Annotated in this window: 16 protein-coding genes and 1 riboswitch; of the genes, 5 read left to right on the forward strand and 11 right to left on the reverse strand. The window is 54.6% G+C overall.

Translation table 11 applies throughout. The features are described from left to right. Positions 1-189 precede the first annotated feature (189 nt). Together murI and btuB are read right to left on the reverse strand one after the other, a co-directional pair. Positions 190-1,056 (reverse strand): glutamate racemase, encoded by an 867-nt coding sequence (gene murI / locus AAH450_RS19395; RefSeq protein WP_342911679.1) that lies wholly within the window; start codon positions 1,054-1,056, stop codon positions 190-192. After that, positions 1,001-2,875: a TonB-dependent vitamin B12 receptor BtuB gene (gene btuB / locus AAH450_RS19400; RefSeq protein ID WP_342911680.1), complete on the reverse strand. Its 1,875-nt coding sequence runs from the start codon at positions 2,873-2,875 to the stop codon at positions 1,001-1,003. Before btuB ends, murI begins: the two co-directional genes overlap by 56 nt. A 72-nt stretch (positions 2,876-2,947) precedes the next feature. Beyond that, positions 2,948-3,126, reverse strand: a riboswitch (cobalamin riboswitch). A 126-nt stretch (positions 3,127-3,252) separates the two neighbouring features. Here btuB and trmA point away from each other — a divergent pair. Next, positions 3,253-4,353, forward strand: coding sequence for a tRNA (uridine(54)-C5)-methyltransferase TrmA (gene trmA / locus AAH450_RS19405; protein ID WP_342911681.1), 1,101 nt, complete (start codon positions 3,253-3,255; stop codon positions 4,351-4,353). 28 nt (positions 4,354-4,381) lie between these two features. Here trmA and AAH450_RS19410 read toward each other — a convergent pair whose 3' ends face one another. Beyond that, positions 4,382-4,735: a YijD family membrane protein gene (locus AAH450_RS19410; RefSeq protein WP_318791892.1), complete on the reverse strand. Its 354-nt coding sequence runs from the start codon at positions 4,733-4,735 to the stop codon at positions 4,382-4,384. 11 nt (positions 4,736-4,746) lie between these two features. Then, the gene (fabR, locus tag AAH450_RS19415) at positions 4,747-5,388 is read right to left on the reverse strand and encodes an HTH-type transcriptional repressor FabR (RefSeq protein WP_318791900.1); all 642 of its coding nucleotides are present in this window, start codon (positions 5,386-5,388) and stop codon (positions 4,747-4,749) included. A 202-nt stretch (positions 5,389-5,590) separates the two neighbouring features. Here fabR and sthA point away from each other — a divergent pair, with 202 nt between their 5' ends. Then, a complete protein-coding gene (gene sthA, locus AAH450_RS19420) occupies positions 5,591-6,991 on the forward strand; it encodes a Si-specific NAD(P)(+) transhydrogenase (RefSeq protein ID WP_318791891.1) in 1,401 nt (466 codons plus the stop codon). Here the strand turns inward: sthA and oxyR are convergent. Further along, positions 6,965-7,891 (reverse strand): DNA-binding transcriptional regulator OxyR, encoded by a 927-nt coding sequence (gene oxyR, locus AAH450_RS19425; RefSeq protein WP_342911682.1) that lies wholly within the window; start codon positions 7,889-7,891, stop codon positions 6,965-6,967. The two genes, sthA and oxyR, sit on opposite strands and share 27 nt — an antisense overlap. A 126-nt stretch (positions 7,892-8,017) precedes the next feature. On the opposite strand from oxyR, the gene AAH450_RS19430 reads away from it, so the two are divergent. Beyond that, complete coding sequence (locus tag AAH450_RS19430) at positions 8,018-8,749, forward strand: redoxin family protein (protein WP_318791889.1); 732 nt, start codon at positions 8,018-8,020, stop codon at positions 8,747-8,749. A 109-nt stretch (positions 8,750-8,858) separates the two neighbouring features. On the opposite strand, the gene argH is transcribed toward AAH450_RS19430, so the two are convergent. The 4 genes from argH to argC form a co-directional block, all read right to left on the reverse strand. Continuing rightward, positions 8,859-10,232, reverse strand: a complete 1,374-nt coding sequence (gene argH, locus AAH450_RS19435; RefSeq protein ID WP_342911683.1) for an argininosuccinate lyase — start codon at positions 10,230-10,232, stop codon at positions 8,859-8,861. Between the two features lie 94 nt (positions 10,233-10,326). After that, positions 10,327-11,541 carry an argininosuccinate synthase gene (locus tag AAH450_RS19440; protein WP_318791887.1) on the reverse strand — a complete coding sequence of 405 codons (1,215 nt, stop codon included), beginning with the start codon at positions 11,539-11,541 and terminating at the stop codon, positions 10,327-10,329. Positions 11,542-11,563: 22 nt separating this feature from the next. Then, positions 11,564-12,340 (reverse strand): acetylglutamate kinase, encoded by a 777-nt coding sequence (argB, locus tag AAH450_RS19445; RefSeq protein ID WP_342911684.1) that lies wholly within the window; start codon positions 12,338-12,340, stop codon positions 11,564-11,566. Between the two features lie 15 nt (positions 12,341-12,355). Then, complete coding sequence (gene argC / locus AAH450_RS19450; RefSeq protein ID WP_342911685.1) at positions 12,356-13,360, reverse strand: N-acetyl-gamma-glutamyl-phosphate reductase; 1,005 nt, start codon at positions 13,358-13,360, stop codon at positions 12,356-12,358. Positions 13,361-13,537: 177 nt separating this feature from the next. Between argC and argE the strand changes: the two genes are divergently transcribed. Together argE and ppc are read left to right on the forward strand one after the other, a co-directional pair. After that, entirely contained in the window at positions 13,538-14,689 is a 1,152-nt protein-coding gene (gene argE / locus AAH450_RS19455) for an acetylornithine deacetylase (RefSeq protein WP_342911686.1), read from the forward strand. A gap of 243 nt (positions 14,690-14,932) precedes the next feature. Next, positions 14,933-17,584 carry a phosphoenolpyruvate carboxylase gene (ppc, locus tag AAH450_RS19460; protein ID WP_342911687.1) on the forward strand — a complete coding sequence of 884 codons (2,652 nt, stop codon included), beginning with the start codon at positions 14,933-14,935 and terminating at the stop codon, positions 17,582-17,584. A gap of 113 nt (positions 17,585-17,697) precedes the next feature. On the opposite strand, the gene metF is transcribed toward ppc, so the two are convergent. Further along, entirely contained in the window at positions 17,698-18,597 is a 900-nt protein-coding gene (gene metF, locus AAH450_RS19465; RefSeq protein WP_342911688.1) for a methylenetetrahydrofolate reductase, read from the reverse strand. 225 nt (positions 18,598-18,822) lie between these two features. Then, the gene (locus AAH450_RS19470; RefSeq protein ID WP_342911689.1) at positions 18,823-21,252 is read right to left on the reverse strand and encodes a bifunctional aspartate kinase/homoserine dehydrogenase II; all 2,430 of its coding nucleotides are present in this window, start codon (positions 21,250-21,252) and stop codon (positions 18,823-18,825) included.

The following is a 21,252-nucleotide window of genomic DNA, read 5'->3' on the forward strand; positions in this document are numbered from 1 at the left end:
CACATATTCTCGTGTGGCGCGGGGTGGAGATATTACTCTTTCCCGCTGAAGAGTCAAGGATTTTCTCACTTTTCTCTTCCTGACCCGGCGACCTGTAAGTCGTTGTTCCGTGTCAGTGGAGGCGCATTATAGGGAGTTCCTGACAGGCCGCAAGGGGTAAATGCAAAAAACTTTTCAACCGTCTAAATTTCACTCAGAAACGGGTGAAAGAGGCAATCTTTCAAGCTTTTCGAAGCCATAACGCTGTAAAACGGGCATTAATTGTACTGTTCGCTCAGTAATATCCATACAGAAAGCGAGATTACTGTCCGACGAAAGGGCTTCTGGTGACTCATTTTCTAACAGCCAGGCAGTACGGCGGGCAATTGCCGCACCGGAATCGACCAGACGGGTCCCTTCAGGCAGCACCTGTTGCAGCTCCTCATTTAATAAAGGGAAATGCGTACAGCCTAATACTACCGTGTCGGGCGGCTCTTTCATTCGTAGCCAGGGTTGCAGAATGCGCCGTACATCTTCCAGTGGAACGGGCTTGCCCTGGAGTTTAGCTTCTGCAAGCTCAACCAGTTCTGCTGAACCCAGCATTTCGGTTTTACATTCTCCGGCAAAACGAGCCACCAGCTCATGCGTGTAAGGGCGTTTGACGGTGCCTCTGGTCGCCAGTAGACCGACTATGCCATTACGCGTCAGGCGTGCGGCAGGTTTAATAGCAGGGACAACGCCCACTACCGGAAAGCCGAAACGGGCGCGAAGTGCCGGGAGAGTCACGGTGCTGGCAGAATTGCAGGCTATTACAGCTAACGCCAGAGGATAACGTTGGGTTACGGCTTCGACGATATCGACCACACGGTGAACGATAAACTCCTCAGACTTTTCGCCGTAAGGAAAGGCCACGTTGTCGAAGGCATAAAGGTAGTGAAGATCCGGCATCAGCTGCCGGAGCTCATCATAAACTGACAGCCCACCGACGCCGGAATCAAAAACCAGCACGGTGGGACGCTCTTTAGAAGGTGTAGCTGCCGCTGAGGTAATACTCCCTTCCCGGAGTTTGATAGCCATATACCGTCTCGTAATCTTTATCGAACAGGTTAGCTATTCTACCACGAACGGTTAGCTGAGACGTTACCGGATAAGAAACGGCGAGATCCCACAGGCTGATACCGCCAAGTTTCACGAGGCGACCATTAACGTCCTCTGAATACTCCTGGTCATAGCGCTGCCCCAGATACTGATAGCTTAATGACCAGTCAAAATCATAAATAGTGGTATCAAGTTGATATTTGACCTGCTGCTTAGCGCGTCGAAGCAAAATCTCATTAGTTTCTCCGTTACGGGGGTCCAGATAATCGTAAGAGATTTGATGCGTGACCGGGCCTGTATCAAATGAAGCCGTCGCTTCAATACCTTTAATCGTAGCCTTGCCGATATTGTAATAACCACTGGTAGCCGGGTTGTAATCGATAAGGCTGTCAATGTCATTACGGTATCCGGACAGATGCCAGGTTACCGCTCCTGTTAAACCTTCAATCCCCCCTTCCCACTGCTTGCTCTCTTCCGGGTCAAGATTGCTGTTGCCGCCAAAGGCACCATAGAGCTGACCAAGCGTTGGCGCTTTGAAAGCCGTGCCATAACTTGCCAGTAACCGATAGCCATCAATAAATTCCCAGGCCGCGCTGGTCTGCCAGGTATTGTGCCAGCCATATTCTGAATGGTCATCGCCGCGAACGGCCCCTTCCAGCGTAACAGAACCCACCATCTGCTGGGCGGTGGCATAGATTCCGGTATTGGTTGCTTGCTGGCTCTCATTAACATAAGCCGTGCCGGGTTCGATTGTCTGCTTTTGCCAGTCAACACCCCCGCTGACGCTGCCATTACCTACCGCAATGTTATTTCCCCATTGCAGATTGTATTGCTGCGAATCATCCAGCGTTGCCGTAGCATCGTACCGACCCAGTTTAGGGCTGTAGTTATAATCTTTGGTGTGGCTATAGCTGGCTGTGAGTTCAGAGGAATAGATGCCGTTATGGAACCGCAGGCCGCCATCCCAGGTCTGACTGTAGAGCTGACGGGTATCTACATAAGTGTCAGGCTGAACGTAAGTTGGGGTGCCATCATAAGCCGTTCGGTTGTCGTAGCCATAACCACGAACGAACCCACTAAATTCGTCACTAATCTGCTGTTCTAAAGCGCCGTAGATCGTTTTGCTCATAAAACCGTCACGATCTTTTTGCGGCGTATCACCAAAAGCATCGGGGTAGTTAGCGACAACATCATAGCCTTTGGTATAGGTGTAGTTGCCTGCCAGCGTGACTCGGGTGTTTTCCCCCAGCATCTGTTGGGTAGAGCCGTCATAAGACTGATAGCCGTTGGAGCCTACGCCAGCCGTCAGGGTAGTGCCCGGCTTGCTGCGCCCGGTGATGATGTTAACCACGCCGCCGATCGCATCAGAGCCATAAACGGCAGAGCGCGAGCCGCGGATATACTCAATACGTTGCACCAGCGAAATAGGGATTTGGCTGAGATCGGAAGAGCCACTGATACCAGCCTGATTCAGGCGAATACCGTCGATCAGCACTAATATATGTCTTGATTCTGTTCCCCGGATAAACATTGAGGCTTGCTGGCCCATACCGCCATTCTGCGCGATGTCCACTCCCGGCAACCGACGCATCACATCCGTCAAACTTTTGGACTGCCAGCGATCGATCTCTTCACGGGTAACCACAGTAGTGGGAGCCAGTACGGAAGAGACCGGCTGAGCAAAGCGGTTAGCGGTGGTAACAAGCGTGGTATCAGCCTTCTGTGCGAAGCCGTTTTGCGCCCAGAGGGAAATCGCCGTTGCGCTGAAAGCCAACAGAGGCGTTTTTTTGATTATCATTTTTGACAAAGCATCCAAAAAATCATGCAGGATGCCGCAGGCCTACGATCGATAGCACGCGATGATCGTATGAATTGCGACGTAATACCGGCAGGTCTTCGGGCTCGGAATCATTAAATGGCGAAGACTTCCCATCGTGAGACAGTGTCAGCATTGCAATCGCCACGACATTCCATACCGCTGCGCGTCAGCTCCAGCTTTGCACTGGATTCCCTTTTAACTCTTTGAAAGGCCGGAAAGCGCATCTTATGTTCATCTTTGGGGGAAGTCCAGATATCCAGACATCCAAAAGCGCTCAGCAGAGCACAACACTGGACATTGCGTATCAGATCCCTACAATCGCCCGGCAATAAAAGTCTCTCAACCCAGGAAACCGCATGACGCCCGAACAGCTGCCCGTTGAACACTATGATGCCCAACTTGAGGAGAAAGTTATCCGTCTCAGGACGTTGATGACCCCTTTCGCCGCCCCGGAGGTTGAGGTTTTTCGTTCACCGGTCAGCCATTATCGTATGCGGGCGGAATTCCGTCTCTGGCATGAGGGCGACGATCTCTACCATATTATTTTTGACCAGCAGACCCGGGAGCGTATTCGGGTAGAGAGCTTCCCGGCCGCCAGCCAGCTTATTAACGCGGTAATGCCGCGTCTGATCGCCCTGGTCCGCGATAATAAAGTGTTGCGGCATAAGCTGTTTCAGGTCGATTATCTCTCAACAATGAGCAATCAGATTGTGGTGTCGCTGCTCTATCATCGCGCCCTGACTGAAGAGTGGCAGCAGGCAGCGGAAGCGCTGCGGGATACATTACGTGCAGAAGGGTTCGATCTGCATCTGATTGGGCGCGCAACCAAAACCAAGATTTGCCTGGATCGTGATTATGTTGACGAATCTCTGCCGGTAGCGGGGAAGGAGATCATCTATCGTCAGGTAGAGAACAGCTTTACGCAGCCGAATGCGGCCATGAATATTCAGATGCTGGAGTGGGCGCTGGCAGTCACGAAAAATGCCTCAGGCGATCTGCTGGAGCTGTACTGCGGCAACGGTAACTTTTCCCTTGCTCTCGCCCGTAATTTCAACCGCGTACTGGCGACAGAAATTGCCAAGCCGTCCGTTGCCTCTGCGCAATACAATATCGCGGTGAATGGTATTGATAACGTGCAGATTATTCGTATGTCGGCGGAGGAATTTACCGAAGCGATGAACGGCGCGCGGAAATTCCAGCGCCTCGAAGGCATTGATTTACAGAGTTATCAGTGTGAAACGATTTTTGTAGATCCGCCACGCAGTGGGCTGGATACAGAAACGGTAAAAATGGTGCAGGCTTATCCGCGCATTCTCTATATTTCCTGCAACCCGCAAACGCTGTGCGACAATCTGGCAACGCTTGCCGAAACGCATAAGGTGGAAAAACTGGCGCTGTTTGACCAGTTCCCCTATACGCATCATATGGAATGTGGCGTCCTGCTGACCCGACGCTAGCCGTCAGGCGGTGCGGGCCGCCTGAACACTAGTTGGTTTTGCGCGCGCGCAGTTTCAGGCCAATCCAGAAGACCAGCGCCACCATCAGAATGGTTGGGATAAAGTTGGAACCGATATCCGGATATTCGGCGCGCACAATGGCACTGTACAAGAGAATACCCAGCAGGAAAAAGGCGGCAGCCAGCGAGGGCATGCCGTCTGGCATTGAACGGTTAAGATAACGTTGGTGCAGGCACCAGGCAGAGAGGCCAAGCGCAATAAGCGGAAAAACGGAGAACGGCACAAGCGAACTGAACAACACCGAAAACGATCCGTTGATCGATAATCCGGTCAGAAATGCCAGCAACAGCGTACCTCTGTCCCGACCAGTGGCTAAACTCATGTCACTTTCCTTTAGTCATGGGATTCCAGCGTCACCGCCAGCCTCTCCTGTTCACGACGATACCAGTAATAAGCGCCCTTCGAAATCATTCGCAGCTGCAACACCAGACGCTCTTCCAGCTTGCGACGCTGGTCAATATCGATATCCAGCGCTTCCGCACCGGCGTTAAATACGATAATTACCATAGCTTCCGCCTGCGCTTCTGTGAAGCTCCGGGGCATGCGATTTTCAATTTCCAGATAATCCGCCAGTTCGGCAATGAAATGCTGGATCTCACGGGCTACGGCGGCACGAAACGCTGCCGAAGTGCCTGAACGCTCCCGCAACAGCAGACGAAAGGCGTTTGGATTGTTGCCAATAAACTCCATAAAGGTGGAGACAGAGGTGCGGATAACGCTGCCGCCCTTGGCGATACGCTGACGCGCCTGGCGCATCAGTTGACGAAGCATCAGTCCGCTTTCATCCACCATCGTTAACCCTAACTCATCTACATCACGAAAGTGACGATAGAACGAGGTAGGCGCGATCCCTGCCTCCCTGGCAACTTCTCTCAGGCTCAGGCTGGCGAAACTCCGCTCGGCACTTAGCTGGCTAAATGCCGCTTCAATCAGCGAACGTCTTGTCCGTTCTTTCTGTTGCGCTCTGACGCCCAAGATAGCCATGTTTGTGCCTGTTTTACTTGCCTGACCGGCACTATAACAAAAATTTCAGCGTACAGTGGCATCTACTTTGTGAACGCCTGTTAACCCCACGCTTTGTCAAATGATGGCAAAAAAGCCTGTTAGAATTGGGAAGTGGTCAAGGGGATGTTATGATCTCGTTGAAAAATTGTATAAGAAAATAGGACGTATTGGTATGCAACAGTCTTATGATTACGACGCCATTGTGATTGGTTCCGGTCCTGGCGGCGAAGGCGCTGCAATGGGGCTGGTCAAACAGGGCGCACGCATAGCCGTTATCGAACGCTATCACAACATTGGCGGCGGTTGTACGCATTGGGGAACTATCCCCTCTAAAGCGCTTCGCCATGCTGTCAGCCGCATTATCGAGTTCAACCAGAATCCGCTTTACAGTGACCACACCCGTCTTCTCCGCTCCTCGTTTGCTGATATTCTTAATCACACAGAAAACGTGATCAGCCAACAAACCCGGATGCGTCAGGGCTTTTACGAGCGCAACCGCTGCGAGCTCTATCAGGGTGACGCGCGGTTTATTGATGCTAATACTATTGAGATAGAGAGCCATGACGGCACCGTCGAGCGTCTGACGGCAGAAAAGTTCGTTATTGCCTGCGGATCGCGCCCATACCATCCTGCTGACGTGGACTTTACGCACCCGCGCGTTTACGACAGCGACTCTATTCTGAATCTGCATCATGAGCCAGGCCACGTCATCATCTACGGCGCTGGGGTAATAGGCTGTGAGTATGCTTCGATCTTCCGTGGGCTGAACGTGAAGGTTGACCTGATCAATACCCGTGATCACCTGCTGGCGTTTCTCGATCAGGAGATCTCAGATTCGCTTTCCTATCACTTCTGGAACAGCGGCGTGGTTATTCGCCACAATGAAGAGTTTGAAAAAATTGAAGGCGTCAGCGACGGCGTGATCATGCACCTGAAGTCAGGCAAAAAGGTGAAAGCTGACTGCCTGCTCTACGCTAACGGACGTACCGGGAACACCGATTCCCTGTCGCTGGAAAATGTGGGTCTGGAAGCGGATGGACGCGGCTTGCTGAAGGTAAACAGCATGTATCAGACTGCCCAGCCGCACATTTATGCGGTAGGTGATGTGATTGGTTATCCAAGTCTCGCTTCAGCCGCCTACGACCAGGGCCGTATCGCTGCCCAGGCATTGATCAAAGGGGAAGCAACTGCCCATCTGATTGAGGATATTCCCACCGGGATTTATACTATTCCGGAGATCAGCTCTGTAGGGAAAACCGAACAACAGCTGACGGCGATGAAAGTACCTTATGAAGTGGGTCGTGCGCAGTTTAAGCATCTGGCGCGGGCGCAGATTGTCGGCATGAACGTGGGCAGCCTGAAGATCCTTTTCCATCGTGAAACGAAAGAGATCCTGGGGATCCACTGCTTTGGCGAGCGTGCGGCGGAGATCATCCACATCGGCCAGGCCATTATGGAGCAGAAAAACGGTGGCAACACGATTGAGTACTTCGTGAATACCACCTTTAACTATCCAACCATGGCCGAAGCCTACCGCGTAGCGGCGTTAAACGGCCTGAACCGGCTGTTCTGACGTCGTATCCATATAGCCTTGCATATGGGTTTTAATCGCCTCTGCCAGCTGCTCATAGCGGCTGCGCAGCGGCGACCCAGGGCGATAAACCAGCGCAATCGTACGCTGAGGCACCGGTTTGTAGCAGGAGAGATAGCAGACGCCATCCCTTACCCGCTCTTTCGGCACCGCCAGCGAAGGCAATAAGGTGATCCCGCTTCCGGCAGCCACCATGTTACGCAGCGTTTCAAGACTTGTTGCCCGGAAATGTGTGTCTTCATCCGCACCGGCCTGGAAGCAGAATCCCATCGCCTGGTCGCGCAAACAGTGTCCATCCTCCAGCATCAGCAGCTTTTCACCGGCCAGTTCAGACATCGCCACGCGATCGCGGTCATGCCACGGGTGATCCTGATACACCGCCAGTTTCATTGGCTCATCAAACAGCGGCACCTCAATAAAGGCTTCCGACTCTTTCACCAGCGCCAGGATAGCGCAGTCCAGCTTGCCGCTGTCCAGCTGTGCCAGCAGTTGCTGGGTCTGCGCTTCATGCAGATACATCTCCAGCTTTGGAAACGTTTGATGCAGCGTCGGAATAATCTGCGGTAACAGATAAGGCCCGACCGTCGGGATCAGGCCAATATGCAGCGGCCCGGACATCGCTTCACCCTGCTGGCTGGCCATCTCCTTCAGCACTTTTACCTCACGCAGCACCGTGCGTGCCTGATCGACCAGCAGCAATCCAGCCTGGGTAAACAGCACCTTTCGGCTGGTGCGCTCCAGTAACATCACGCCCAGTTCATCTTCAAGCTTGCGGATCTGCCCGCTCAGGGTAGGTTGGCTGACATGACAGGAATCTGCCGCGCGCCGGAAATGGCGATGCTCCGCCAGAGCCACCAGGTATTCAAGATCACGAATATTCATTTTTATCCTCCGGGCCACGATAGTCCGTGGCGATAGATAGGATAGCAATCAACGATTAGCCCTATCAAGTGCAGGCAGCAATAATGTCCCCCGTTCGTAAGAGTCCCCTTAACTAAGAGGTAGTTTATGTTTGCAAGTCAGGAAGGTAAGTCTGTCCCACAGGTCACTTTTCACACGCGTCAGGGCGACAACTGGGTCGACGTAACAACTGATGAGCTGTTTAAAGACAAAACTGTGATTCTTTTTTCATTGCCAGGTGCCTTTACGCCAACCTGCTCATCCAGCCATTTGCCGCGTTATAACGAGCTGGCTGACGTATTTAAAAAGCATGGCGTGGACAGCATCCTTTGCGTTTCCGTCAATGACACCTTTGTGATGAACGCCTGGAAAGCCGATCAGCACGCGGCCAACATTACTTTTATTCCGGACGGTAACGGCGAATTTACCCGCGGTATGGAGATGCTGGTTGAGAAAGCGGATCTGGGCTTTGGTCCCCGTTCATGGCGTTACTCCATGCTGGTACGCAACGGCGTGGTGGAAAAAATGTTTGTAGAACCCAACAAGCCGGGCGACCCGTTTGAAGTCTCTGATGCCGACACCATGCTGCGCTATCTGGCGCCGGAATTTAAGGTGCAGGAATCCGTTTCGCTGTTCACCAAGCCAGGCTGTTCTTTCTGTGCCAAAGCTAAACAGATGTTGCAGGATCGCGGTATTCAGTATGAAGAGATTGTGCTGGGCCAGGATGCCACTACCGTCAGCCTGAGAGCGGTGACCGGTCGTGCAACCGTGCCGCAGGTGTTTATTGGCGGTCGTCATATTGGCGGTAGCGATGATCTTGAGAAGTTTTTTGTAGCGTAAGAATAAGCTGGACGGGTGAGGCCACACTGACCCGCCCTCTTATGTGCCTAAAACGTATAATAAAGTCGAAATATTTTTTGGCGGGCCATTGTGCCCGCCTTTTTTTTGATCAGGCCAGACGGTTTTTCGCGTCTGTAATCGCCAGAGAGACCTGGTGAGGGGAAACGCCGCCTTTGGCATTACGCTTATCCAGGCAGGATTGCAGCGACAGAAACGGATAAACATCGTCGTTAATCACGCTGCTGAAGGCCTGTAGCTCTTCCAGCTTCAGCGCTTCCAGCGCCACGCCTTTTTGCAGAGCGGCAACCACCACTTCACCCACAATATGGTGAGCTTCGCGGAACGGCACGCCTTTCCCGACCAGGTAATCCGCCAGCTCGGTGGCATTGGCATAACCCTGCTCAGCCGCTTCCTGGCAACGAGGACGCTTCACCTGAATACCTTCCAGCACCAGCGCCGCCATGTGCAGACAGTCTGACCAGGTATCCAGCGCGTCAAACAGCCCTTCTTTGTCTTCCTGCATATCTTTGTTATAAGCCAGCGGCAGCCCTTTCAGCGTCATCATCATGCCGGTCAGCGCGCCCTGCACACGTCCACATTTGCCACGGATCAGCTCCAGCGCATCGGGATTTTTCTTCTGCGGCATCAGGGAGGAGCCGGAGGTCACCTTGTCAGAGAGTTCGACAAAGCCAGATTCGCCGGTATTGAAGAAGATCAGATCTTCTGCGAAACGGGAGAGGTGAACCATGCCGATAGAAGCATCGGAAAGCAGTTCCAGCACGTGGTCGCGATCAGATACGGTATCCAGGCTGTTGCGGGTGGCAGAAGCGAAGCCTAACCAGCCTGCCAGCTGCTCACGGTCGATTTCATAGGCGGTACCGGCCAGGGCGCCACAGCCTAACGGGCTGACGTCCAGACGTTTGAGGGTATCCTGCAAGCGGCTTTCGTCGCGGGCCAGCATCTCCACATACGCCAGGCACCAGTGCGCAAAGGTCACCGGCTGGGCACGTTGCAGGTGCGTATAACCCGGCATCACGGCATCCTGATTGGCTTCAGCCGTCGCCACCAGCGCCTGTTGCAGCTGACGAGAGGCGATCAGCAGTTCACTGACCTGCGCTTTGCACCACAGCTTCAGATCGGTCGCCACCTGGTCATTACGGCTGCGGCCGGTATGAAGCTTTTTGCCAAGTGCGCCAACTTTCTCAATCAGGCGTCCCTCAACATAACTGTGAATATCTTCCGCATCGCTTGCAAGGATCTGCTGCGGGTTAGCCCGCACCTCTTCCAGCAAGATGTTCAGCGCGCTTTCCAGCTGCTGCTGCTCTTCGGCTGTCAGAACATTGACCGTCACCAGCGCTTTGGACCAGGCAACGGAGCCGACAATATCCTGCTCTGCCAGACGATAGTCGAAGCGCAGTGAGTCATTAAACTGTTTGAAACGTTGATCTGCTGCCTGAGTAAACCGTCCACCCCAAAGTGCCATGTCAGTGCTCCATTAATTCGTTTGGTGAGAAATAGAATGCGGAGCGCCTGGGGAGCGTTCGTCTCTCCCCGGCGCTGAGTGCCTTAACGGCAGATTACTTCTTTTCGTTCAGCGCACGAATGCGTGAAGAGAGCGAGAACAGACGGATGAAGCCGCCAGCATGACGGTGATCGTACACTTCATCTTCGCCGAAGGTAGCAAACTCTTCGGAATAGAGGCTGTTAGCTGATTTCTTCTGGATCGCCGTCACCTGGCCTTTATACAGCTGCAACACCACTTCACCGTTTACCTCTGCTGCCAGAGATTCAGCCGCAGCCTGGATCGATTTGCGCAGCGGCGCGAACCAGCGACCGTCGTAAACCACATAGGACATCTCATGGCCCAGCTGCTCGCGCCATTTGAAGCTGTCGCGATCCAGCACCAGCTGCTCTACTGCACGCAGCGCGTTAACCATAATGGTGCCGCCCGGCGTTTCGTAGCAACCACGGGATTTGATGCCCACCAGACGGTTTTCCACGATATCGATACGGCCCACACCGTGCTTCGCACCTATCACGTTCAGCGCTTCCAGGCACTGGTACGGGCTGAGTGCTTTGCCGTTGACGGCAACCACACGGCCTTTCTCTACGGAAACGGTAACTTGCTCAGGCTGATCCGGCGCTTCCAGCGGATCCACGGTCCAGACCCAGCAATCTTTATTCGGGGCATTCCACGGGCTTTCCAGCACGCCGCCTTCGGTGGAGATGTGCCAGGCGTTTTCGTCACGGCTGTAAATCTTTTCCAGCGATGCGGTGGTCGGAATATTGCGCTCTTTCAGGTAGTCCAGCAGCGCTTCACGGGAACGCAGATCCCATTCACGCCATGGCGCTACAACTTTCAGCTGAGGAGCCAGCGCGGTGTAGGTGGTCTCGAAACGAACCTGGTCATTACCTTTACCAGTCGCACCGTGGCACAGGGCGTCTGCCCCGACTTTCAGCGCCAGCTCTACCTGCGCTTTGGCGATAATTGGACGCGCCATGGAGGTACCCAGCAGATAAGTGCCTTCATACAGCGCACCGGTTTGCAGAACGGGGTAGACGTAATCGCTGATGAACTCTTCGCGCAAATCGACCACGTGACATTCAGAGGCACCGGACTGCAACGCTTTCTGCTCAACGCCTTCCAGATCGCCGCGCTCCTGACCAATGTCCGCCACAAAGGCCACCACTTCGCAGCCACCGTAGTTCTCTTTCAGCCACGGAATGATTGCGGAAGTATCCAGACCACCGGAGTAAGCCAGTACGATTTTCTTGATGCTTTTGTCTTGCATTGTCTTTTCCTTGAATACTTTGTTAAGCGAGGATCCGGGTGCCAATCGACACGCCGTTAAACAGGGTGGGCAGCTGCTCAGCATGGCGCCAGCTGGCGATGTCCACCGGACGGCCCAGCGTACGGGCCGCGTCCAGGGCAGCATGCACTTTCACAATCATACCGTCAGTGATAACGCCTTCAGCAATCAGCTTTTCGGCGTAAGCGGCGGTCATCTCTTCTATGCGCTGGCCTTTGCCATCCAGAATTCCGCTGACATCGGAGAGCAGGATCAGATCTGCCCCCAGCGTGGCGGCCAGCGCGGTCGCTGCCTGGTCGGCATTGACGTTCATTAACTTGCCATCCTGAGTGATGCCGATGGAGCTGATTACCGGCAGGAAGCCCGCCGTCAGCAGCGTGTTAATCAGCACTGGCGAACCCGGCGTGGCCTGCCCGACGTGACCCAGCTCTTCATCGAAAGCTTCAACATTGACGCTGCCGCCATCACCCAGGCAGAGGCCGACCGCCTCAATGCCCTGTTTTTTTGCCCAGGCAAGCAGCGTTTTATTGGCAGTGCCTGCCAGCGCACCCGTGATGATATCGATCTGATCGGCTGGGGTGACGCGCAGGCCATTTTTCTTCTTCACCGGCAGCGACAGCTTGCTCATCAGCTCGTCAACCAGACAGCCACCGCCATGCACGATCAGCAACTGACGCTGGTGTGTGGCGCGGTAAGCCGCCAGCGCATCGAACAGGCGCGCCAGGGCTTCTTCGCTATCCAGCAGTACACCGCCGAGTTTGATAATTAAAGGATTAGTCATAATCGTATCCGCTGATTAAATAAGTGACTGAGTTTCCGGGAAGCCGAAGCGAATATTCAGGCACTGTACCGCCTGAGATGACGCCCCTTTCAGCAGGTTATCCTCTGCTGAAACCACAATCAGGTGTTCACCCTGTACGGCAAAGCCGATATCACAGAACGGCAGCCCGACCACGCCTTTGATTGACGGCACACCTTTGTCATACAGACGGATCAGCGGCTTATCGTGATATGCATTATGGAAGGCCTCAGCCACATCTTCGCGCGTGACGTCTGCCTTCAGCCGACAGGTGGTGGTCGCCAGGATGCCGCGCGGGAAGTTGCCCAGATGCGGGGTGAAAATAACCGGCACGCCAAGATGCGCAGCAATTTCTGGCTGATGGCGGTGGGTGAAGATGCCGTAAGGCTGTAGGCTGACTTCACAGAAGCTGGTCCCCATGGCCGCTTTGCGTCCGGCACCGCTGACGCCGCTGGTGGCATTGATCACCGGCCATTGCGCATTATTCAGTAAATCCGCTTCGATCAGCGGCTTCAGCGCCAGTTGCGCTGCTGTTGGATAGCAGCCCGGTACGGCGATCAGCTGGGCTTCTTTAATTTCGTCATGCTGCCATTCAGCCAGGCCATAGACCGCTTTTTCCAGCCATGCCTGATGCTGGTGCGGGAAGCCGTAATAGTCAGTGAAGAAGCTTTCGCTGTTCACGCGGAAAGCGGCGGAGAGATCGAATACCACGCAACCCGCGGCGAGAAACTCTGGCGCAAGGTCATGGCTCACTTCGTGCGCGGTCGCCAGGAAAACAACGTCCACTTTGTCCGCATACTCTGCCGCGCTGCTGAGCGGCATCAGTGGCATATCGAGGATGCCTTTCAGCTGCGGATGGAGATCGGAAAGCAATTTTCCTGCATCCGGGCTTTGCGCTGAAACCGCCAAAGCGGTTATGTTCACCTGTGGATGACGATTCAGGTAAGTCGCAAGCTCTACACCAGCATAGCCACTGGCACCAACAATCAGCGTGTTCAACATCAGACTGACTACCTTATTCGGTTCGGTCTCAAAATTTCGGGATGCAGCGGTTTACGCTGGGTTCCCACGCGAGCGGCGCTGGACTCTGGAACGTTGCCATCCGTACGCCATTAATGTATTTTTATTCACTATTACTGCATGAATATTGATACTATCCTAACGCAAGGACTGTCAACAGTGAAGACAAAATTACCGCCTTTTATCGAGCTCTACCGTGAGTTGATTGCCACGCCGTCGATCAGCGCAACCGACATCGCCATCGATCAGAGTAATGAAACTTTAATCAATTTGCTGGCTGGCTGGTTTCGTGACCTTGGCTTCAGTGTTGAGGTTCAGTCCGTTCCCGGCACGCGTCATAAATTCAATATGCTGGCGAAAACAGGCAGCGGCGCAGGCGGTCTGCTGTTAGCAGGCCATACCGATACCGTGCCTTTTGATGATGGCCGCTGGACGCGCGATCCCTTTACGCTGACGGAGCACGATAACAAGCTGTATGGACTGGGTACGGCGGATATGAAAGGCTTCTTCGCCTTTATTTTAGATACCTTGCGCGACGTTGATGTGACAAAGCTGGAGAAACCGCTCTATATCCTCGCCACCGCCGATGAAGAAACCACCATGGCGGGAGCGAAATATTTCTCTGAGAACACCACTATTCGTCCCGACTGCGCCATTATCGGTGAGCCAACGTCGCTGAAGCCGGTGCGCGCCCATAAAGGTCATCTCTCTCAGGCTATCCGTATTCAGGGGCAGTCTGGCCACTCCAGCGATCCGGCACGGGGCGTGAACGCCATTGAACTGATGCATGAATCGATCACGCATTTGCTGGGCCTGCGTAAAACGCTGAAAGAGCGCTACCATCACGACGGCTTCGCTATCCCCTATCCCACCATGAACTTTGGTTACATCAACGGCGGCGATGCGCCAAACCGCATCTGCGCCTGCTGCGATATGTATATGGATATCCGCCCGTTACCCGGTTTGTCACTGAACGAGCTGGAAGGATTGCTGAATGAGGCGCTGGCTCCCGTCAGCGAGCGTTGGCCAGGACGCGTGACCGTCAGCGAACTGCATCCGCCCATTCCGGGATACGAATGTCCGCGTAATCATCAGCTGGTGCAGGTGGTGGAAAAATTACTGGGAACAGAGACGGAAATCGTCAATTACTGTACCGAAGCGCCTTTCATTAACGAGTTGTGTCCGACGCTGGTGCTGGGGCCGGGTTCGATCAATCAGGCGCACCAGCCCGATGAATATATCGATACCGCCTTTATTAAACCAACGCGTGAACTGATCGCCCAGGTGGTACAGCATTTCTGCCATCATTAAATAAGATTCGGGGCATTTCACTACAGAATCAGCGTCTTGCCCCAGAATTGTTCCGACTTTCATGATAAGAATAACTTATCTCGCTTCGCCGTAATTAAATTTCATAAATTCCCGTGATTTAGCCGCAGAAGCCGTCAGATTTAAGTCATTTGACGAACGGTTACGAACGTGGCTAGATAAAAGCTAACGTTATGCCGGCAACGGTGAAATAAAGTGACATAACAGAAGGGTGTCAGGGATCATATGAACGAACAATATTCCGCAATGCGAAGTAATGTCAGTATGCTCGGCAAACTGCTCGGGGATACGATAAAGGATGCGCTTGGAGAGAACATCCTTGAGCGGGTGGAAACCATCCGCAAACTCTCTAAGTCATCCCGTGCGGGAAATGACGCTCATCGTAAGGAATTGCTGTCAACGCTGCAAAACCTGTCGAATGATGAGTTGCTACCTGTGGCACGTGCCTTCAGCCAGTTTCTGAATCTTACCAACGTTGCCGAGCAGTACCATACTATCTCCCCTAAAGGTGAGGGAGCCCATCACCCCGAGATGCTCAGCAAGGTCTTTGACCGGCTGAAACAGCAGCCAAACCTGACCGAAGCGCAGATCCGTGAAGCGATTGAGTCACTGTCACTGGAGCTGGTGCTGACGGCTCACCCCACTGAAATTACCCGCCGGACGCTGATCCACAAGCTGGTGGAAGTGAACAGCTGCCTGAAGCAGCTCGATCACAACGATCTTTCTGATTATGACCGATCGCTGATTATGCGCCGTCTCCGCCAGCTGGTTGCCCAGGCCTGGCATACCGATGAAATCCGTAAATATCGCCCTTCCCCAATCGATGAAGCCAAGTGGGGTTTTGCCGTGGTGGAGAACAGCCTGTGGGAGGGCGTGCCTGGCTTCCTGCGTGAGCTGAATGAGCAGGTGGAAGCCTCCTTCGGCGTGAAGCTGCCGGTAGACTTTGTGCCGGTGCAGTTTACCTCCTGGATGGGCGGCGACCGCGATGGAAACCCGAATGTTACCGCCGATATCACCCGCCATGTGCTGCAACTCAGCCGCTGGAAGGCAACGGACCTGTTCCTGCGTGACATCGCCGTGCTGGTTTCTGAGCTTTCAATGTCGGAATGTACGCCAGAGGTTCGTGAGCTGTGCGGCAATCCGGAAGCATTAGAGCCTTACCGTGAGATCATGAAAAACCTGCGCGGTCAGCTGATGAGCACCCAGGCTTACCTGGAGCGTCGTCTGAAAGGGGAGCGTCTGCCGCGTCCGGCCGACCTGCTGATCTCCAATGACCAGCTGTGGGACCCGCTCTACACCTGTTATCAGTCGTTACAGGCTTGTGGCATGGGCATTATCGCCAACGGGCAGCTGCTGGATACGCTGCGCCGCGTGAAATGCTTTGGCGTGCCGCTGGTGCGTATTGATATCCGTCAGGAAAGCACCCGCCATACTGAAGCCATCGCTGAAATCACCCGCTTCCTCGGGTTAGGCGATTACGAAAGCTGGTCAGAAGCGGACAAACAGGCATTCCTGCTCCGCGAGCTGAACTCAAAGCGCCCGCTGTTGCCACGTCAGTGGGAGCCGAGCGCCGAAACGCGTGAAGTGCTGGAAACCTGCCGCGTCGCCGCTGAAGTACCGAAAGGCTCGATTGCCGCCTACGTTATTTCTATGGCGAAAGTCCCCTCCGACGTGCTGGCTGTCCATCTGCTGCTAAAAGAAGCCGGCATTCCGTTCACCATGCCGGTTGCGCCGCTGTTTGAAACGCTGGATGACCTGAACAATGCCAATGATGTGATGAGCCAGCTGCTGAATATTGACTGGTATCGCGGCATCATTCAGGGCAAGCAGATGGTGATGATTGGCTATTCCGACTCGGCAAAAGATGCGGGCGTAATGGCGGCAAGCTGGGCGCAGTATCAGGCTCAGGACGCATTAATCAAAACCTGCGAGAAAGCGGGTATCGCGCTGACGCTGTTCCACGGACGCGGCGGCTCTATTGGCCGTGGCGGCGCACCTGCCCATGCGGCACTGCTCTCTCAACCGCCGGGCAGCCTGAAGGGCGGACTGCGCGTTACCGAACAGGGTGAGATGATCCGCTTCAAATACGGCCTGCCGGAAGTCACCATCAGCAGCCTGTCGCTCTATACCGGCGCTATTCTGGAAGCAAACCTGCTTCCGCCGCCGGAGCCAGAAGCAGAATGGTGCGGCATCATGGATCAGCTCTCTGCGGACTCCTGCGCGATGTACCGTGGCTACGTGCGGGAAAACAAGGATTTCGTGCCCTACTTCCGCTCGGCAACGCCTGAGCAGGAGCTGGGCAAACTGCCCCTCGGCTCTCGTCCGGCAAAACGCCGCGCAAGTGGCGGCGTGGAATCGCTGCGAGCCATTCCGTGGATCTTCGCCTGGACGCAAAACCGCCTGATGCTGCCCGCCTGGCTGGGCGCCGGTGCCGCGCTGCAAAAAGCGATGGAAGCGGGGCATCAGGATCAGCTGGAGACCATGTGCCGCGACTGGCCATTCTTCTCTACTCGTCTCGGTATGCTGGAGATGGTGTTCTCCAAAGCGGATTTGTGGCTGGCGGAATATTATGACCAGCGTCTGGTAGAACCGTCGCTCTGGCCTCTGGGGAAACAGCTCAGGGAGCAGCTTGATTCCGATATTAAAGCGGTGCTGACTATCGCTAATGATGCGCACTTGATGGCCGATCAGCCGTGGATTGCAGAATCAATAGCGCTGCGAAACGTCTATACGGACCCGCTGAACGTGCTACAGGCCGAACTGCTTCACCGTTCTCGCCAGCTTGAAATAAAAGGCGAAGAACCTAATGCCGATGTGGAACAGGCGCTGATGGTAACGATAGCGGGCGTGGCTGCCGGGATGCGTAATACCGGATAAGCACAGCGTCCGGATGGCGGTCATCCGGACACGAGCCTCGGGTCTTTGATCCGCCAGGCGGATTGCAGCCATAAAAAAAGACGCCTCAGGGCGTCTTTTTTCTGCATTTTTTCTCAGGCAACCGAGGCGACAGGCCTTACACCCAGCGTATGGCAAATAGCGTAGCTCATCTCTGCCCGGTTCAGGGTATAGAAATGGAAGTCTTTCACGCCTTCACGGCTGAGGATTTTCACCATATCCATCGCCACGTTAGCGCCAACCATTTTGCGCGTTTCCGGATCTTCATCCAGCCCGGCAAACATGCTGGTCATCCAGCCTGGCACCCGCACATTGGTCATGGCGGCGAAGCGCTGCAACTGCTTAAAGTTTGAGACAGGCAGAATACCCGGCACGATTTCCACATCAATGCCTGCCGCCACACAACGGTCGCGAAAGCGCAGATAGCTTTCCACATCAAAGAAAAACTGGGTAATCGCCCGGTTGGCTCCGGCATCAATTTTGCGCTTCAGGTTGATCAGGTCTGCCTGAGCACTTTTGGCTTCGGGGTGTACTTCCGGATATGCCGCTACAGAGATATCGAAATCACCCACTTCTTTCAGTAAACCCACCAGATCCGCACCGTACATTTCCGGCTTTCCGGCACCTGGCGGCAGGTCGCCACGCAGCGCCACGATATGGCGAATACCGTTATTCCAGTAGTCCTGAGCTATGGTGCGCAGCTCATCGCGTGAGGCATCAATACAGGTAAGGTGAGGCGCCGCTTCCAGCCCCGTGCGATCTTTAATGCCTTTAATGATGCTATGCGTCCGGTCACGCTCACCAGAGTTAGCGCCATAGGTTACCGAAACAAATTTAGGTTTCAGGCTGCTGAGGCGATCGATGGAGCTCCATAAAGTTTGTTCCATTTCACTGGTACGCGGCGGAAAAAACTCGAAAGAGACGTTAATTTGCCCGTTCAGTTCGGCCAGACTTTGGTTCAGCGCTTCGCGCTGGTTGGCGTGGAAAAAACTCATACCTGCTTACCTCATCAATCGCTAATCGCTCAGGAGTTACTGCCTCAGAGTGAACATCCATACGTTTAGACGTCCAGACATTCAAAATGACGCAGATTGCCTGTTCAGTCAACAGATAAATGGTGACCCGGCGTGAAGATTTTTCTACAAAGATGAAAAAATCTCATGAAAGGCGAACAATAAAAGAAGAGAGGTGGGCCAGTGAAAACAGGCCCACCTGAAAAATTAAAGCAGTTGAGCAAGACGATTGAGATCGGACTGGATAGCACCGGCTGTAACATCACGGCCTGCCCCCGGCCCGCGGATCACCAGCGGGTTATCGCGATACCACCGGCTTTCAATAGCGAAGACATTGTCACAAGGCAACAGAGCGGCCAGCGGATGATCGTTGCGAACCGCCTCCACGCCGACGCGCGCTTTACCATTGGCATCAAACCGGGCGACATAACGCAGCACCAGCCCCATCTCCTGGGCCGCTTCAAACCGCTGCTGCATCTGCTCGTTCAGCGCTTCTCCATTTTCAAAAAAGTGATCGACCGACTCCCCTTCACAGCTTTTCGGTACCAGAGACTCTACGCGTACCTGATCGGGTTCGATGTCATAGCCCGCTTCACGCGCCAGGATCACCAGCTTGCGCATCACATCCTGACCGGAGAGATCCACACGCGGATCGGGTTCCGTCAGCCCCTGCTGCCAGGCCTGCTCCACCAGTTCGGTAAAGGGCACCGTGCCATCGTACTGCAAAAACAGCCAGGAGAGCGTACCAGAGAAAATCCCGCTGATGGCAAGGATGCTGTCGCCGCTTTCACGCAGATCCCGTACGGTGTGATTGATCGGTAATCCGGCACCCACGGTGGCATTGTAAAGCCACTGACGGCCGGTTTTGGCGAAGGCATCACGGATCTGGCGGTAGCGGTTGCCGCTTGAGGCACCTGCTACCTTATTGGCGCTAATGACGTGGAAGCCGTGGCTGGCGAAATCCAGGTACTGGTCGGCAAGCGTGTCGCTGGCGGTGATATCCAGCACCACCAAATCATCAAAGGGATGCGCCCGCATCCAGAGGAACAGCGACTCTTCATCCTGCTCTACCGCCTCCTCTTCAAAGAAAGCCATCGACCGGCTGGCATCCAACCCATCATAGCTCAGCAGGCTACGGCGGCTGTCCACCACGCCTGCCAGCAGAAATTCAAAGCCGGTACGGGCAGAGAGCGTTTTCTGTTCGCGTCCGAAAAGCTCCAGCCAGCGCGAGCCAATGTTGCCTTTACCAAATAAGACCAGCCCGATGCGTTTTTCTGCCCGGAACAGGGAGTGGTGCAGCCCGCGGATTAAGTTTTCCGTCGGCCCTACACGCAGTACGGCCACCAGGCTGATGCTCTCTTCAGACTGCCAGATAAACTCTACCGGCTGGTCTTTCAGCTGCTGCCAGAAACGGTGGCTGTGAAGAGGATTACGGCATACCCCGGCGCCGACCATCGCCACCAGCGCCATGCCTTCACGCAGCTGTATGCGGCCCGGAATACCGGCATCCTGCAACAGATTCAGCGCGCTGCTGACCACTTCAGAGGTATAACAAAGTTGCAGAAGGTTACGATCGGGATGCACGCCAGTGGCTAGCGGGCGAAGCTGAGCACGCTTAAGCAGATGATCTATTTCTTTATGCAGGGCAGCGAAATCATGCTGGGGCGGCACCTGAAACTCAATCAGGCAGACGTCATCATGGCTGGTGACAATACGCGCGCCCGTGCCGGAAGCCAGCACCCGCTCAATGCGGGTTGAACCTTGTTCAGGCTGATAACTACAGCGCAGTTGCAGATCAATATCGCTCCCCGAAACGGGTTGCAGAGTACGGGTATGCAAAACGGGTGCGGCCAGGCGCGCCAGTTCGCTGGCCTCATCCAGACGCAGCAAAGGCAGCAAGCAAGCATCTTTGACCTTGCGCGGATCGGCGCTGTAAACGCCCGCCACATCGCTCCAGATCGTCACGCGCGACACGCCAGCCAGCGCACCAATTTGCGTGGCGGAATAGTCACTGCCATTACGGCCCAGCAGAACGGTCTCTCCCGCGTCATTACGCGAGATAAACCCAGTCACGACAAGACGGCGGCCAGGATGTTGGATCATCAGCTGTTGCAGCAGCGGCCAGGATTTCCCTTCATCCACTTCAGGTTGCGCGGCCCGTTCGGCGCAGAGGAAATCACGGGCATCCAGCCAGCTCGCCTCAATATCACGCTGGCAGAGAACCGCAGCCATCAAACGGGCAGACCAGATCTCGCCATGCCCGACCACTTCGGCGTACACCGCCTCGGTGATTTTGCCATCCAGCAGCGCGGCCAGCTTTTCCAGATCCTGAATAAATTGTCCGATCAGGCCGTCGGCCTGGTCAGCGGGCAGCAGGCCGGCAATCAGCTCGCTCTGATACCGACGTAACGCCTGTTGCACCTGGTGTGCCGATAACCGGTCGCTCTGGCTTAATTTAAGCCAGCTGATCAACTGGTTAGTCGTACTGCCCGCTGCGGATACCACCATAATATCCCCCGGCTGGCTGTACTCCGCCATAATACCGGCGACCCGCTGGTAACATTTAGCGTCAGCAAGGCTGCTGCCACCAAATTTATGCAACTGACGCGATCCTGCTGCCACTGCTGACTGACTCAT

This window comes from Erwinia magellanica, assembly GCF_039023495.1.
GTDB lineage: Bacteria > Pseudomonadota > Gammaproteobacteria > Enterobacterales > Enterobacteriaceae > Erwinia.